15 protein-coding genes are annotated in these 15,697 nt (G+C 63.9%); 9 read left to right on the top strand and 6 right to left on the bottom strand.

Annotation, left to right across the window (positions count from 1 at the left end; all coding sequences use genetic code 11):
• Entirely contained in the window at positions 1 to 342 is a 342-nt protein-coding gene (locus tag AAA969_RS11955) for a DMT family transporter (RefSeq protein ID WP_338246287.1), read from the top strand.
• Here AAA969_RS11955 and AAA969_RS11950 read toward each other — a convergent pair.
• Together AAA969_RS11950 and AAA969_RS11945 are read right to left on the bottom strand one after the other, a co-directional pair.
• Positions 339 to 1,547, bottom strand: coding sequence for a M24 family metallopeptidase (locus tag AAA969_RS11950; RefSeq protein WP_338246286.1), 1,209 nt, complete (start codon positions 1,545 to 1,547; stop codon positions 339 to 341). The genes AAA969_RS11955 and AAA969_RS11950 overlap by 4 nt on opposite strands.
• Positions 1,547 to 2,554 (bottom strand): RluA family pseudouridine synthase, encoded by a 1,008-nt coding sequence (locus AAA969_RS11945; protein WP_338246285.1) that lies wholly within the window; start codon positions 2,552 to 2,554, stop codon positions 1,547 to 1,549. The genes AAA969_RS11950 and AAA969_RS11945 overlap by 1 nt, the downstream gene beginning before the upstream one ends.
• 245 nt (positions 2,555 to 2,799) lie before the next feature.
• Between AAA969_RS11945 and AAA969_RS11940 the strand changes: the two genes are divergently transcribed.
• Complete coding sequence (locus tag AAA969_RS11940; RefSeq protein WP_338246284.1) at positions 2,800 to 4,500, top strand: alkaline phosphatase D family protein; 1,701 nt, start codon at positions 2,800 to 2,802, stop codon at positions 4,498 to 4,500.
• A gap of 57 nt (positions 4,501 to 4,557) precedes the next feature.
• Here the strand turns inward: AAA969_RS11940 and AAA969_RS11935 are convergent, their stop codons facing one another.
• Both AAA969_RS11935 and folE read right to left on the bottom strand, forming a co-directional pair.
• A complete protein-coding gene (locus AAA969_RS11935) occupies positions 4,558 to 4,875 on the bottom strand; it encodes a DUF4168 domain-containing protein (protein ID WP_338246283.1) in 318 nt (105 codons plus the stop codon).
• A 351-nt stretch (positions 4,876 to 5,226) separates the two neighbouring features.
• On the bottom strand, positions 5,227 to 5,844 hold the full coding sequence (gene folE, locus AAA969_RS11930) for a GTP cyclohydrolase I FolE (RefSeq protein ID WP_425325004.1): 618 nt from the start codon (positions 5,842 to 5,844) through the stop codon (positions 5,227 to 5,229).
• A 233-nt stretch (positions 5,845 to 6,077) separates the two neighbouring features.
• On the opposite strand from folE, the gene cysS reads away from it, so the two are divergent.
• From cysS to AAA969_RS11895, 7 genes are all read left to right on the top strand, one after another.
• Positions 6,078 to 7,463 carry a cysteine--tRNA ligase gene (gene cysS / locus AAA969_RS11925; RefSeq protein WP_338246281.1) on the top strand — a complete coding sequence of 462 codons (1,386 nt, stop codon included), beginning with the start codon at positions 6,078 to 6,080 and terminating at the stop codon, positions 7,461 to 7,463.
• A gap of 4 nt (positions 7,464 to 7,467) precedes the next feature.
• Complete coding sequence (locus AAA969_RS11920; RefSeq protein ID WP_338246280.1) at positions 7,468 to 7,737, top strand: hypothetical protein; 270 nt, start codon at positions 7,468 to 7,470, stop codon at positions 7,735 to 7,737.
• Positions 7,738 to 7,805: 68 nt separating this feature from the next.
• A complete protein-coding gene (locus AAA969_RS11915; RefSeq protein ID WP_338246279.1) occupies positions 7,806 to 8,270 on the top strand; it encodes an iron-sulfur cluster assembly scaffold protein in 465 nt (154 codons plus the stop codon).
• Positions 8,271 to 8,419: 149 nt separating this feature from the next.
• On the top strand, positions 8,420 to 8,788 hold the full coding sequence (gene yidD, locus AAA969_RS11910; RefSeq protein WP_338246278.1) for a membrane protein insertion efficiency factor YidD: 369 nt from the start codon (positions 8,420 to 8,422) through the stop codon (positions 8,786 to 8,788).
• A 2-nt stretch (positions 8,789 to 8,790) separates the two neighbouring features.
• Positions 8,791 to 10,725, top strand: coding sequence for a threonine--tRNA ligase (thrS, locus tag AAA969_RS11905; protein ID WP_338246277.1), 1,935 nt, complete (start codon positions 8,791 to 8,793; stop codon positions 10,723 to 10,725).
• 17 nt (positions 10,726 to 10,742) lie between these two features.
• The gene (locus AAA969_RS11900) at positions 10,743 to 11,963 is read left to right on the top strand and encodes an O-antigen ligase family protein (RefSeq protein ID WP_338246276.1); all 1,221 of its coding nucleotides are present in this window, start codon (positions 10,743 to 10,745) and stop codon (positions 11,961 to 11,963) included.
• On the top strand, positions 11,960 to 12,967 hold the full coding sequence (locus AAA969_RS11895) for a glycosyltransferase family 2 protein (protein ID WP_338246275.1): 1,008 nt from the start codon (positions 11,960 to 11,962) through the stop codon (positions 12,965 to 12,967). The genes AAA969_RS11900 and AAA969_RS11895 overlap by 4 nt, the downstream gene beginning before the upstream one ends.
• On the opposite strand, the gene AAA969_RS11890 is transcribed toward AAA969_RS11895, so the two are convergent.
• Complete coding sequence (locus AAA969_RS11890; RefSeq protein ID WP_338246274.1) at positions 12,930 to 13,841, bottom strand: hydroxymethylglutaryl-CoA lyase; 912 nt, start codon at positions 13,839 to 13,841, stop codon at positions 12,930 to 12,932. The genes AAA969_RS11895 and AAA969_RS11890 overlap by 38 nt on opposite strands.
• Positions 13,825 to 15,678: an ArnT family glycosyltransferase gene (locus AAA969_RS11885; protein WP_338246273.1), complete on the bottom strand. Its 1,854-nt coding sequence runs from the start codon at positions 15,676 to 15,678 to the stop codon at positions 13,825 to 13,827. The genes AAA969_RS11890 and AAA969_RS11885 overlap by 17 nt, the downstream gene beginning before the upstream one ends.
• Positions 15,679 to 15,697 lie beyond the last annotated feature (19 nt).

The following is a 15,697-nucleotide window of genomic DNA, read 5'->3' as shown; positions in this document are numbered from 1 at the left end:
TTGGGCGCTTTCCTGACCAATCCCTGGACGCTCCTGGTTGCCGGCGGGCTATGCGAGATGGGCTGGGCGCTGGGCTTCAAATATGTTCGTAGCGATGCGCCCTGGTGGCAGCACGCGGCAGTCTTCGCCGTCCTGGCTGCCTCGATGGGTCTATTGTGGGTGGCCATGAAGTCGTTACCCGCGGGCACTGCCTATGCGGTCTGGACCGGGATCGGCGCGCTCGGCGTTGCCACAATCGGCATCCTCGTCTTCAACGAGCCGGCAACCCATCTGCGGATCTTCTTCCTGGCCCTCATCCTGGTCGGGATCATCGGCCTCAAGCTGGTCAGCAGCGAGACCTAGCCGAACGGGTCGTCAATCGTGTGGGAGGGTTCGGTGAACCAGCGCGGTCCGGTCTCGGTCATGTAGAAATGGTCCTCCAGCCGGATGCCGAACTCGCCCGGAACGCAGATCATGGGCTCGTTGGAAAAGCACATCCCGGCCTCCAGTGTCGTGTCATCGCCGCCGACCAGATAGGGCGCCTCGTGGATATCGAGACCGATGCCGTGACCGGTGCGGTGGGGAATGCCGGGCAGGGCGTAGCCCGGCCCCAGCCCGCGGCGTTCGGCTTCGGCGCGCGCGGCGGCATCCACCGCGCTGCAGGCTGTGCCGATCTGTGCAGCCTGGAAGGCGGCGAGCTGGCAGGCTTTCTCCGCCTCCCAGATCTCCCGCTGCTTGTCGGTTGGCGTCCCGAATACGTAGGAGCGGGTGATGTCGGACTGGTAGCCATGGATCGCGCACCCGGTATCGATCAGCACCATATCGCCTTCATCGAGCGTCTTGGGCTGGGCAACCCCGTGCGGGAAAGCGGTGTCCGGGCCAAACAGGACAATGCAGAAGGTCGAGCCGCCCGGCGCGCCGATCGCCTTGTGGGCGGCGTGGATGAATTCGGTGACATCACCGGTCGAGATCCCCGGACGCAGAATGCGGGCCGCCGCTGCATGGACTTCCAGCGTCGCGGTCTTGGTCGCCTGCATGAGCGCGATTTCGTCGGCATCCTTGGTCTTGCGGGCTGACAGGATGATGTCGGTCGCGTCGCCCGTTGACCCGGTCCCGGCCCGCACGATCGCATGGGCGGTTACCAGTGGGGTCGCCGGGTCAAGGCCCAGCACGCCGGACGCACCGTCCAGGCTGGCGAGCAGGGCATGCGGATCCTCGTGCTCCTCCCACGTCGCCAGCGGCGCATGAAGCTGCATGAAGCCTTCCAGCGTACCGGTCTCGAAAGCCGGACCCAGATAGGTGAGACCACCGTCTACGGTGACAAGCGCCCCGACCAGGCGTTCTGACGCCCGCCAGCGCAGGCCGGTATAATAGGTGAGGTTGGTCCCGGCATTGAGCCAGACGGCGTCGAGACCAGCGCTTTTCATACGGGCGCGCAGCGCGTCGAGGCGTTCGCTGAGGCGTTCGACGGGGATGGGATGGCAATGGCTGAGACGGTCGGTGAGCTTTGCCAGTTCTGCCTCGGCGTCTGATCCGCCTACGCCGCGGGTCATCCTGTTGTCAGGCATCACAGCGTCTCCAGGATCGCTTCGACCCGCTTCATGTCGTCGGGCAGCTCGGTCTGGAAACGCAGGGCCTCGCCGGTCACCGGATGATCAAAGCCGAGGATGGCCGCGTGAAGGGCCTGGCGCCGGAAGGCGCGCAGTGTGCCGCTTTCATCATCAAATTCGAGCAGGCGACCGCGTTTCTGGCCGTAGACCGGATCTCCCAGCAGGGGGCAGTTGATGTGCGCCATGTGTACCCGGATCTGGTGGGTCCGACCGGTCTCGAGACGACATTCGACCTTGGCCGCCATGCCGGTACCGATGGCCGCGCCTTCAGTCTGTCCGAAGCGTTTCAGGGTCGTGTAATTCGTGATGGCGTGTTTGCCGGCCAGGGAATTGGGGTCATGCGGGACCTCGAACTTCTTGCGGTCGCGCGAGGATCGGGCCAGCTGGGTTTCGATCCGGCCGGACTTCGCCCGCGGCGCATTGCGGGTGAAGGCGATATAGGCGCGCTCGACCGTATGCTTCGCGAACTGGGCGCTGAGGCCCTTGTGCGCGGCATCCGACTTGGCCACCACCATCACGCCGGAGGTCTCCTTGTCGAGCCGGTGCACGATGCCGGGCCGTTCGACGCCGCCAATGCCGGACAGCGATCCCGCGCAATGGTGCAGCAGGCCGTGCACCAGAGTTCCGGTCCAGTGACCGGCGGCCGGGTGTACAGAGAGGCCGGCCGGCTTCACGAGGACGATGAGGTCCGCATCCTCATGCAGGACGTCGAGGTCCATCGGTTCCGGCGTTGGCGCGTCGGGGCGCGGCGTCGGGACCGACACGGCGTAGACCGCTCCCGCGACGACCTTGGCCGACGGGTCTGTCGCCGGCACAGCATCGACGGTGACCTGCCCGCCCTCGATCAGGGCTTTCAGGCGTGAGCGGGAGAGGCTTTCAACGGTCGCAGCGAGCCACCGGTCGAGCCGCTGGCCGGCGGCGTCTTCATCAGCCTCGAAGGTGAGCGTTTCAGCGATATCCATCATGTCTCGACAATCTCCCAGCCGATAGCGGATTGCAACGCGCGGGATGATCGCTGCTGGAGGGGTCTAACGATCTCGTTCGACGAGGCAAAGGCGTATCGCCAGTGCCGTGCAGAAATTGATTGCGGGCGTGTGGGGCGTGTACGCCATGATGAAACAGACGCAAAACCACGCTACAGGTGGTTTGAGACAATACCGCGGGACGGAACCATCAGTCTGGCCTGCGAGGTTTGCGGCGAGGGAGTATCATGACCAAGACCAATCTGACACGCCGGAGCGCCCTGATCGGCGCTGCCGGTGCCGGGCTCGCCGTCGGTGCGTGCTCCCCGAAGCCGGGCGTCTTCCAGCCGGTCGATAACGGGACCTTCAGCCATGGCGTCGCGTCGGGCGATCCCGATCAGACCAGCGTCATGTTGTGGACGGCGCTGACCAATGATGGCGGCGGTTATCGCGGGGTCGAAGTGGCGCGCGATGCGGCCTTCACCGACATTGTCTTCGAGCAGGGTGGCGAGATCACCTATGTGATGATGCAACCACTCGGGACGCTGAAAATTCTCGCCACCGGCCTGGAGCCGGGCGTGCGCTACTTCTACCGCTTCCGTCTGAATGACACCTATTCACCGGTCGGTGTGACCGCGACCCTGCCGGAAGGTGCGCTGGATCAGTTCCGGATCGGTGTGTTCTCATGCTCGAACTTCCCGGCCGGGCACTTCAATGTCTACCGCGAGGCTGCCGACAATGGTGAGCTCGACCTGGTCATCCACCTCGGCGATTATTTCTATGAATACGGACCAGGCGAATACGCGACCGAACAGTCAGAGGCCATGAACCGTGTGCCGTTCCCGGCGCATGAGCTACTGACCCAGGCCGACTATGTTGCCCGCCATGCCCAGTACAAGTCCGATCCGGACCTGCAGGCCCTGCATGCCGCCGCGCCGTGGATTCTGAGCTGGGATGATCACGAGACCGCCAATGATGCCTGGCGTGGGGGAGCCGAGAACCATAATGAAGGCGAGGGGAGCTGGCAGGACCGCCGCCAGGCCGCCTTGCGGGCCTGGTATGACTGGCAGCCGGTGCGGGAACCGGAAACCGATCTGCGTCAGCGTCGGGGAAGCTATGAAATCGGTGACCTGGCCACGCTGTGCCTCCTCGAGAGCCGGTTGATCGCCCGCGATGAGCAGGTGGCGCTCGATAGCTTCCCGCTCACCTCCGACGCTGATGATACCGATCCGGCCAATCTGGAAGCGGTGGCGACCTGGAAGCGCGATGTGGTCGGTGCGGAAGATCGCACCCTGCTGGGTGCCGAGCAGATCGCCGACATCCAGGCGGCGTGCGGGGCGTCGAAGGCGGCGGGCAAGCCGTGGCGCATCCTGGCCAACCAGGTCATCATGAGTCGCGTCAATTTCCCGAATTTTGCCAAAGAGATGCCGGGCTGGCTGCGCTGGTGGGCGACCCGCAACAGCGAGTTTGCGCGTAATTTCATCATGAGCACGCGCTTCGATATCCCCTTCAATCTCGACATGTGGGATGGCTATCCGGCGGAGCGTGAGCGTCTGTTCGCGGCCCTGAGCGATGTCGATGCCGACATCATCACCCTGACCGGGGATGTCCATTCCTTCTGGACCAATGATCTCGTTGACGGCGACGGCCACCGGATCGGGACCGAACTGGTCGGGGCATCGGTAACCAGCCCGTCGCCGTTTTCGGGATTTGCCGCCCCGGGCGTCGATTATGGAAAGATGATGATCGAGGCCAATGCCGATGTTGCTCACTGCAACATGGAAGATCACGGCTATATCCGCCTCACCCTGACCCCGGAGGCCGCCGACGCGGAATACATCCGGGTCAACGACATATTGAGCCAGGACTATCGCGCCAGCCTGGAGAGCCAGTGGCGGATCCGCCCGGCTTCGGGCGGGGCCGTGTCGCCGGTTGAACGGGTGAGCTAGTCGAAAAAGGCCGCGCCACGATCGGTAGCGCGGCCTTTTTCATGGCGAATGGACGCCTTACTGCTGCACGGCCATGGCTTCGGCCGTCTCGCGAATGCGGTTGGCGATGCCCTCATTGGTCTGCGCGGCATTGGCGATCGAGTTGTATTGGTCGACACTGAGGCCGGATCCGGTGACGATCTCGGCCATCTGGGTCTGTGCCTGCATCTGGAGCTGCTGGCGCGCCTCGTCGGTTTCGGCGGCTTCGATCTGCGGGCCGATGCTCTCGACCACGCCATTGATCTGGCGGGCGGCTTCGATAAACGCGGTCACGCGCTCATCAGTCAGTTCGAACTGTTCCGGAGCTTCGGCATTGCTGGCTTGAGCGTCGGTCATGTTTGTCTCCTGGCTGAGTGAGGGGGAGGCCATCGCCAAGGCAGTAACTGCAGCAGTGATGGCTGTTGTTCCAATATTGGGCATGTTGAACATCCCTTGTTGCGATCAGAAATGTCGGGGGTTCAAGTCGGCGTTCTGGTAACGCTTAAACTTCATCCCTATCAGACTTGTTTTGAGAATCCAGTGCGCGCACTGAAATCGTTAGAAATATTTCATATCCACGCAGGTGGTATCTCGGTTATTGCCAGCAATCATGTTCGATATTGCAGGATCACGGAAATTTCTCGCTTGAACGAAAAAGCCCCGGAGCGGGGCTCCGGGGCTTTTCTTGACCAGACGAGCTGGATCGTATCAGGCGCGTTCGACCAGGCGCATGAAGCGGTCCTTCAGATCGCGATCATTGCGGAACTCGCCGGTGAAGGTGGTGGTGATGGTCGAGACGTTCGGGTGGTGCACGCCGCGGGTCGTCATGCACTGGTGCTTGGCGTCGACCAGCACGGCAACGCCGCGCGGTTCCATCGCCTCGGTCAGCGCATCGGCGATCTGGGCGGTCATGGTTTCCTGCGTCTGCATGCGTTTGGAGAAAATCTCCACGACGCGGGCAATCTTGGAAATCCCGACCACGGCCTTGGACGGCAGGTAGGCGACGTGCGCCACGCCCATGATCGGAGCGAGGTGGTGTTCGCAATGGCTCTCGACGTCGATATTGGTCAGCATGACCATGTCGTCATAGCCCTGCACGTCCTCGAAGGTCTTCCCGAGGGCTTTCAGCGGATCGGCACCATAGCCCGAGAACCATTCCTCATAGGCTTTGACGACGCGTTTCGGCGTGTCGAGCAGGCCCTCACGGGTCGGATCATCACCGGCCCAGGAGATCAGGGTACGTACCGCCGCTTCCGCCTCTTCGCGGCTCGGCTTGGTCTTGGCAGCGACTGCCAGGCGGGCAGCTTCTGGTGTCATGGCGTCCATCCTTGCGGATCCTTTCGTTGACGGGTCGGCTGGGCATATACGACCAAACCGTAGTGCCGGTTTCCGGATCGCGGATATTGATGGCAGATGATACCTGCCGCGACCTGTATTCCTGTGCTATTGCGCCCTCGCGCATGGCGGTATTTAGGCTGTCTGCCGCCGGTTTCCAATGTCAGGGCCGCATTGGTGGCTGAATATTTCAGTATCGTTCCCAATCAAGGACGGGTTTCCTTATGAATTCGCTCACCCTTTTCGACACGATGGCGCGCCGCAAGCGCGACTTCGAACCGACCGATCCGGACCGGGTGACGATGTATGTCTGCGGACCGACCGTCTATTCCTATGCCCATATCGGCAATGCCCGCCCGGCGGTGGTTTTCGATACGCTGTTCCGCGTCCTGCGCCGCCTCTATGGCGAGGAGCAGGTGATCTATGCCCGCAACATCACCGATGTGGACGACAAGATCATCGAGGCGGCCCGCGAGAGTGGTCAGCCGATCGATGAGATCACCACGCATTATGCGGACATCTACCGGGCCGACATGGGTGCGCTGGGCGTCACCCTGCCAACCATCGAGCCGCACGCCACCGACCACATCCCCGAGATGATCGGCATGGTGCAGAACCTGGTCTATGGCGGTCACGCCTATGAGGCCGATGGCCACGTCCTCTTTGACGTCTCATCCTATGAGAAATACGGGCGCCTTTCCAATCGCGATCTCGACGAGATGATCGCCGGGGCGCGGGTCGAGGTGGCGAGCTACAAGCGCAGCCCCGCTGACTTCGTGCTGTGGAAGCCGGCCAAGGACGACGAGCCGGGCTGGGACAGCCCCTGGGGCCGCGGTCGTCCGGGCTGGCACCTGGAATGCTCGGCCATGACCGAGAAGCATCTCGGCAAGACCATCGACATTCATGGCGGCGGCACCGATCTGGTCTTCCCGCATCATGAGAACGAGATCGCCCAGTCGGTCTGCGCCCACAAGGGCGCGCCGATGGCCAATTACTGGCTGCACAACGGCTTCCTGACCATGGGCAGCGACAAGATGTCCAAATCGCTGGGCAATGTTCAGCTCGTGCATGAGCTGATCAAGGATTATCCCGGAGAGGTGCTGCGCTATGCCCTGCTGACGGCGCATTACCGCGCGCCGCTGACCTGGACGGCAGACCTGCTGGCCAAGACCCGGCGGTCGCTGGATCGGGTCTATGGCGTGCTGCGTCGCCTCGGCGATGTGGAAGCGATGGAGGGCGATGTCCCGGCAGCCTTCCTGGAAGCCCTGCATGACGACCTCAACACGCCGAAGGCGCTGTCCGAGCTGTTCCAGCTCGCCGGCAATGCCAACAAGGCGGTCAGCGATATCGAAAAGTCCAAGGCCAAGGGCGAGCTGCTGGCCGCGGCCGGCCTGCTCGGGCTTGGCCAGAGCGATCCGGACGCCTGGTTTGGTCTCACCGACCTTGATCCGGCCGAGCGCGCGCGGATTGATGAGTTGATCACCCGTCGCCAGACCGCCCGTGAGGAGAAGGACTGGCCGACTGCCGACGCCGTTCGTGACGAGCTCAATGCCCTCAAGGTCCAGGTCGATGACGGGCCGGAAGGCTCCACCTGGCGCAAACTGGACTAGGGCGATGGCACTCAAGGGCTTCAATGTGATGCTTCAGGCCGAGGACGCGGTGGGAGAGTGTTTCGTCTCCTATGGCGTCGTCGCCGCCGATGCGGATGCTGCGGCACGCCTTGCTGAGGGTGCCGCCCAGTCCGAGGGTTTCTGGTCACTCGCCGTGGAAGAGGTGTGGGAGCCGGAGCCGGAAGAGGGTGACGAGCCGCTGGGCGATATTCCCGAGGTTCTGGGCCGGACCGAGCCAACCTATCTCGACGAGGGCGAGCTCGATATCGACTGAGCGCGTTCGGGCTGCCCGGTCGACAGACACTGGCGCGGGGCCGCGTTTCTTCCTAGATTGTCGGCATCATGAGCGATGATCTCTACTCCAATGCCGTCTTGCGACTGGCCGCGGACATTCCGCGCATCGGGCGACTGGCCCGGCCGCACGCGTCTGCGCGCAAGGTCTCCCGCCTGTGCGGGTCGGAGATCGAGGTCGATATCGCGATGGCCGGCACGCGCGTCGGTGATCTGGCCCTGCGGGTGAAGGCCTGTGCGCTGGGGCAGGCCTCGGCGGCCATCCTGGGTCGGCATGTGATCGGCGCCTCGCAGAAAGATCTCGTGCTGGCTCGCGACCAGCTCAAGGCGATGCTGAAGCAGGGTCAGCCAGCGCCCCGCGGACGGTTTGCTGAACTGGCCGTTCTTGAGAGCGCGCGGGCCTATCCCGCCCGGCACCAGTCGATCATGCTGGCGTTTGAAGCCGTAGTGGACGCCGCCGAAAGCGCGACCCGGGGCCGCGCGCCGACCCCGCAGACCACCCCGCTGACTGGTTAGGGCCGTCCGCACCTGCCGCGCCGGCAGGAGGCGGTGGACGGTCCGCCAAATCGACGAACCTCACCCCGTAACTTTACTGCGGTCCGCGAAGCGCGCTTCATGTCCATGGTGGACAGCGCGCACCGCGGCGTTAAAAGGCTTGATTACATATGCGTTCACGCGAACGGACACAGGGGCTGGCAAGCCCGGTTTCCGGCCTCATGCTGATCGGGCTTCGTGCCTATCAGCTGAGCCTGTCACCGGTCTTCTATGCCCTTGGCATCCGATGCCGGCATGAACCGACCTGCTCGCACTATGCCATGGACGCGATCCGCGCCCAGGGACCCTGGCGCGGCGGCTGGCTCACGCTGGGGCGTCTCGGTCGGTGTCGACCGGGGGGCACATTCGGGCTCGATCCGGGGCCGCGCGACCGCAATGATGCGCCCTGGTGGGCGGTCTGGCGTTTCAGATCGAAACCGGGACGCGTATCGGATGACAGGCTTCCGCCGGCGAACCGCGCCGACGACAAGGACATGTGACAATGATCAATGTGACGCTTCCCGACGGATCCGTACGCGAACTGCCCGAGGGCGCCTCTCCGCTGGATCTGGCTGAGGATATCTCAAAATCCCTCGCCAAGGCGGCCATCATCGCCCAGGTGAACGGTCAGGACTGGGACCTGAAACGCCCGCTCGACGGTGATGCCAATGTGGCCATCATCACGCGCAAGGACGACAAGGCGCTCGAGGTGATCCGCCACGACACCGCCCATATCCTCGCCCAGGCGGTGCAGGATCTTTTCCCGGGCACGCAGGTCACCATCGGTCCGGCCATCGAGGACGGGTTCTACTACGACTTCGCCCGCGACGAGCCGTTCAGCCCGGAGGACTTCGAGGCGATCGAAAAGCGCATGGGCGAGATCGTCGATGCCGATCTGCCGTTCGAGCGCGAAGTCTGGGACCGCGAGGACGCGATCGCCAAGTTCGAGGCGATGGGTGAAGCCTACAAGGCCGAACTGATCCGCGACCTGCCGGAAGACGAGACCATCACGATCTATCGCCAGGGGGACTGGTTTGATCTCTGCCTCGGGCCGCACCTGCCCTCGACGGGCAAGATCGGCAAGGCCTTCAAGCTGATGAAGGTGGCTGGTGCGTATTGGCGCGGCGATCACCGCAACGCCATGCTGCAGCGTATCTACGGCACGGCCTGGGCTGACGACAAACAGCTCAAGGCGCACCTGCATCGTCTGGAAGAAGCGGAGAAGCGCGATCACCGCAAGCTGGGTCGCCAGATGGAGCTGTTCCATTTCCAGGAAGAAGCCCAGGGCCAGGTTTTCTGGCACCCCAATGGCTGGCGCCTCTATCGCACGGTGATGAATTACATGCGTCGCCGCCTGGAAACGGCCGGCTATGTCGAGATCAAGACGCCGCAGCTTATGGACCGGAAGTTCTGGGAAGCCTCGGGCCACTGGGACAAGTATCGCGAGAACATGTTCATCTCCTCCATCGACCAGGAAGAGAAGGTTCTTGCGGTCAAGCCGATGAACTGCCCGTGCCACGTGCAGGTCTTCAACCAGGGTCAGAAATCCTATCGCGACCTGCCGCTGCGCATGGCCGAGTTCGGCTCCTGTCACCGCTATGAGCCGTCCGGCTCGCTGCACGGGCTGATGCGGGTTCGCGGCTTCGTGCAGGACGATGCGCACATCTTCTGCACCGGTGACCAGATCACGGCCGAGGTCAGCGATTTCTGCGAACTGTTGAAATCCGTCTATGCCGATTTCGGCTTCGACGAGCCGCGCATCAAATTTTCCGATCGCCCGGAGCAGCGGGTCGGCTCGGACGAGGTCTGGGACAAGGCGGAAGCCTCGCTCAAGGCTGCCGCCGAAGCCTCTGGCCTCGACTATGAGTACAATCCGGGTGACGGCGCCTTCTACGGTCCCAAGCTCGATTTCGTGGTCAAGGACGCGATCGGCCGGGAGTGGCAGACGGGCACGATCCAGTGTGACTTCAACCTGCCGGAGCGTCTCGATGCCAGCTTCATCGGTGATGATAGCGAGAAACATCGGCCGGTCATGCTGCACCGGGCCATCCTGGGCTCGCTGGAGCGTTTCCTCGGCGTCCTGATCGAGAGCTATGCCGGCAAGTTGCCGTTCTGGCTGGCCCCGCGCCAGGTCGTGATCGCGACGATTACCTCCGATGCCGACGCCTATGCCGAAGAGGTCAAGGCGGCCATGCTCAAGGCCGGGCTGCACGCGGAAACCGACCTGCGCAACGAGAAGATCAACTACAAGGTCCGTGAGCACTCGGTCGGCAAGGTACCGGTGATCGCCGTGGTCGGCCGCAAGGAAGCGGAAGAGGGCACGCTCGCCCTGCGCTTCCTGGGTGAAGGTGGCAAAACGCAGGAAATCCTGCCACTGGCTGAAGCCATTGCCCGCTTGGGCGAGGACGCCAAGGCGCCCGATCTCAAGCGCGCCTAGGGATGGAAGGGACCGCGATGCAGCGCGGCGATACCAGGGCAGGATGGGCCGGCCTTCTCGCCTTCGCCTTTGCCTTTCCCTTTGGTGTTGCCGGCGCCTTGTTGATAGCCCCCTGGGTGTCACTGCTCGCGGTCTTTGCCCTGCCGGTCCATGCCGGCTTCTGGCGCTGGCAGCGCCCGCCTTGGGCCCTGTTCGGGGCTGGCGCTTTTCTTGTCTGGGCGCTGACCAGTTTTCTCTGGTCGCCTCATGACGACCCGGGCCAATTGTGGCGGACCGGGCTTGGCGTCCCGCTCTACATCCTGTTCGCGGTCCGGGTCGGCCAGCTTGAGGGCGTTTGGCGGCGGCGTGTCGAGGCGGCATTGCTTTTCGCAATGGTCGCGCTTGGCCTGTTTCTGCTCTCGGAGAGCCTGTTCGATGGGTCTGCCACCCGCGGCTTCAAGCTGGCCGAGGAGGACGGGGCGTCCTACGATGAGTTCGGGGTCGATATCCTGGTCAATCGCAGCCTCGGCCATGCGGCCGTTCCCCTCATGCTGATGAGCATGCCGGTCGCCCTGATGACCTGGCGCGAGGGCGGGCCGGCTGTCAGCGTCGGCATTCTTGTCCTCGCCGCGGTGGCGGCGTTCAGTTTCGGCACCGAGGTCAACAAGGTGGCCTTTGTGCTTGGCGCGATAGCGGCCGGCCTCACGGCGCTGTGGCCGCGCCCCATGCTGGCGTGTCTGTTCGGGCTGCTGGCGGGGGTCTTGATCGTCCTGCCGCTCATCCTGCCGGGCCTCATCGACGCCATGCCGGAGAGTTGGCGCGCTGCCCTGCCGCCGTCCTTCGAATGGCGCCTGCAGATCTGGAGCTATACCGGTGACCTGATCCGGCAGCAGCCCTGGTTCGGCTATGGTCTCGACGCGTCGCGGCCGTTGAACGGTGAGGCGGAAGTGTTCGCGCTCGGCAGCCTGCACAATGTGGAGGCCTTGCCGATGCACCCCCACAATGCCACCTTGCAGATATGGCTCGAGACCGGGGCAGTCGGAGCCACGCTTCTGGCAAGCGTTCTTGTCGCTCTGGGTGGACGGATTGCCGCCGCACAGCAGCTGTCACGGATACAAGCTGTTGGCGTGGCGTGGATCGTCGTGGTTTACGTGTCTCTGATTGTATTATCCTATGGAGTCTGGCAGGAATGGCACCAAGGGACCTTGGCGTTGGCAGCAACGAGCGTATTTTTCCTGGTGGCCCGGAAGCGGTCGTGACGGTGCCTGCGCGACTGTCAGTTGTCACTGTGTCGTGGCAGACCGGACCGCGTCTCATCGAGGCCGTGGCGTCCATTCTCGCCGCGCCGGGCGTTGATGAATTTGTTCTCGTCAATCACGGCAACCCGCCTGAGATGATCCAGACACTGCGAGCCATGGCGGCGGAGCGGGACGATTTCGTCCTGGTCGAAACCGGTGCCAATCTGGGCTTTGCCCGGGGCTGCAATATCGGCGCGCAGCGGGCGAGCGGCGACATCGTGCTGTTCCTCAATCCCGACGCCGTCCTCGCCAAGGGTGTGGCCGGCCGGCTGAAAGCCTCGGCCCGTGAGCTGGGTGAGGGAATCTGGACGATTGGTGCCCGCATCATCAATTCCGATGGAACCGAACAGCGGGGCGGTCGCCGCGGTGAGCTGACGCCCCGGTCTGCGATGATCTCCTTTATCGGCATCGACCGGCTCTTCCCGTCCGTGAAGAGTCTCCACCTCGAAAAGGACGAGGTTCCGGACACCATCATCCCCGTGCCGGTGGTGTCGGGCGCGGCCATGCTGATGCCGCGACGCGGCTTCCTCCAGATGGGCGGATTTGACGAGCGCTATTTCCTGCATGTCGAGGATATCGATATCTGCCGCAAGGTCCGCGAGTGTGGCGGTACGGTCTGGTTCGAGCCGCGCGCGTCGATTGTCCATTATGGCGGGACCAGCCAGTCCAGCCCCTTCTTTGTGGAGACCCACAAGGCCCTCGGCTTTGTGAAGTATTTCTGGAAATACTACCCTGGTGCGCTCGAGCGGCTGACCACGATGGCGATGATCCCGCCGATCTTCGCCGCGATCTGGGGACGGGTGCTTCTGCTGGAGGCCCGCAAGACGCTCCGCCGTCTCAGCCGTCGGCGATTGGCGTTCGCGCGCCTGCGCCGGCGCGAGGCGCAACGCGCCCGGACTCGGTCGATCTCTCCTTCCGGCGGAAATGCTAGCCCATCGTCGGGGACGGAAACCCGCCCGCTCTAGACAGGGCGCTGTCGACCGGGTGTTTCAGTCCGTCGCTCTCCAGCCATTTCGCCGTCTCGATAAGCTTGTCCAGATCCAGCCCGGTCTCAAATCCACCGCGCTCGAGCATGTAGACAACGTCTTCTGTCGCCACATTACCCGTCGCGGCCGGCGCGAACGGGCAGCCGCCAATTCCGCCGACCGAGGCGTCGATGACATCGACACCGGCTTCAACCGCGGCGTAGATGTTGGCCATGGCGGTATTTCGGGTGTTGTGGAAATGCATGCGAATCTTCATGTCGCCGCTTTCCGCGCGGACGAGGTCCAGCATCCGGCGAACGGACCACGGATCCGCGACCCCGATCGTGTCGCCCATGGCAAATTCGCTCGCTCCCGCCGCCCGGGCACGGCCGGCGAGACGGGCTACGACTTTCGCGTCCACCTCGCCGTCGAAAGGGTCACCAAAGGCGACCGAAACCGTCACCGAGACCGGCACGCCCTCGTCATGGGCCAGAACCGCAATCCGGTCGAACAGGTCGGCGGTCTGGTCCGGCGTCGCGTTCTGGTTCTTCAGGCCGAAGCCCGGCGAGGCGACCATCACGTAATTGACCTCGTCACAGCCGTTTTCCAGTGCCCGCCGCATGCCGCGCTCATTGAGCGCCAGGCCGATATATTTCACCCCGTCCTGACGCGGCACGCGCTGCATCACCGCATCGCTGTCGGCCATGGCCGGTACCAGCTTGGGATGGACAAAGCTCGCCGCCTCCATGCGCCGGACCCCGGCGGCGATCAGGCGCTCGACGAACGCGATCTTGGTGTCCGTCGACATCATCGCCGGATCATTCTGCAGACCGTCCCGAGGCCCGACTTCAACGATTTCAATCTTGCGGGTCATCAGAAACCTCGTTGTCGAGCGGGTGGAGGGGAATTTCGTCTGTTGCGCAATGCGTGAAGGCGATCGCGAGGACGGTGTCTGAGCCGCGCGCATAATTCGTTCCGGCGGCCAGTGTCTGATAACAAATCCGCAATGCGCCGAAGCGCTCGGCAAAGGGTTGTATGTCTGACCAAGCCAACGCGGCAGGATCTGTAAGATAACGGCGCAGTTCCGCATCCCGCGACAAATCCAGGACCACCATGATCGGCTCATCGCGGCTCTCGGCGAAGGCCAGAACCTCTTCGGTCGTCCCGAGCACCGTGTCCGTACCCAGCGAGAAGACGAGGCTGGGTTCGGTAAAGCTCGAGGCGGTGACGATCTCGTCCGGCGACAGGCCGGTGATGGTTTCCGAATAGGCTCGGGCCGCCCGTACCTGGTCAGCGAGACGGACCGCATAGGCCTCGGCTAAGGCGCCGCTTCGGGCCGCGACATGCCAGCCGACCCCCGACAGCAGGGCGAAGATGAGGGTCAGAACGCCGGGCCGGAGGCGGTCGGAGACCAGGGCGGCCACTGCGAATGCGAGGAAAAGGGCCAGGCCGGCGAAGACCCACGCAATGGCGCTCATGTCGTAGCCGAGCTGGAACCCGCCCTCAAAGCCGGCGCCGACGAGCCGGATCGCGTCCCAGCTGGCATTATTGCCATAGGTGATGAAGACATAGGGCAGGAAGACCGCAAATGCGGCGGCTCCGATCGCAAACAGGGCCCAGCTCGCCCAGCGCTGCCAGGGCGCGGCCTTCGCGAGCTCGACCAGACCCAAGCCGGCGGCCAGCGCCAGGGCCGGGTAAACCGGCAGCACATAGTGCGGCAGCTTGGTCGGCAGGATTTCAAACACAAGCCAGGTCGGCACCGCCCAGGCGATCAGGAAGCGGGCTGTTGCCGCCTTCCGGTCATCATCGCCGCGCAGCGCCGAAACGACCCGGCCGGCGCCAGGGATGAGGAAGAGGGTCGCCGGGAAGAAGACCAGGGGAAGAAGCATAAGATGATAGCCAGGCAGACCACCATGCCGTTCGTCGGCGGAAATCAGCTTCGGCGCCAGATCATCGCCCAGGGCCTCGCGCAGGAAACCGCCCTCGGTCGCAATCTGGATCGAAATCAGCCAGGGCGCGACAATGGCAGCGGCAAGCAGTGGTCCCCACCAGACCAGAACCGGTTTCAACCAGCCGATCTTTCTTTCCCAGATTATCAGGGCGAGCGCGGTCAGTCCGACCACCATCGGCGTCACCGGCCCCTTGATCAGCGCTCCAGCTCCGAGCGCACACCAGAATAATAGTGCGGTTCGCCAGCCCGGACTTGTTCCGCCACGCGCATTGGCGAGTGCAGCCATGGCCAGGGTCGTGCAGCCGACCAGCATGGCATCGGTCTTGGCGATCCCGCCCTCGATACCCAGAAGCACCGTGGTGGCGAACAGGGCGGCACCGGCGAAAGCGGCCTCGCGCCCGATGATCCTCTGTCCGCCCCAGAAAGTGGCCAGCGCCGCCAGGATGGCGCCGAGGACGGAGGGCAGGCGATAGGCCCAGATCTGGCGGTCCTCGGCGTCCGAGACGAGCGAGACGGCAGCGGCCTGAAGCCAGTAAATACCCACCGGCTTCTTGTTTCGGGCCTCATCGAGATAGTTGATCTCGACGAAGTTACCGGTCTCCAGCATCTGGGCGGTCGCCTGGGCGTACCGGCTTTCATCGCGATCTATCGGCGGCAGGGTGAAAACGCCGGCGAGCGCAGCCAGGGCGGCCACCAGCCCGATGATCCACCAGGCCCGTCTGCCACGGGCGAGCTCGGTCATGGAACCGGCCTTGATCATCCTCTGCGATCCACCTTCC

Source organism: Maricaulis maris, assembly GCF_036322705.1.
GTDB classification, from domain to species: Bacteria; Pseudomonadota; Alphaproteobacteria; order Caulobacterales; family Maricaulaceae; genus Maricaulis; species Maricaulis maris_B.
Note: the sequence above shows the minus strand (reverse complement) of the source record. Positions and strands in the feature narration are given on the sequence as shown.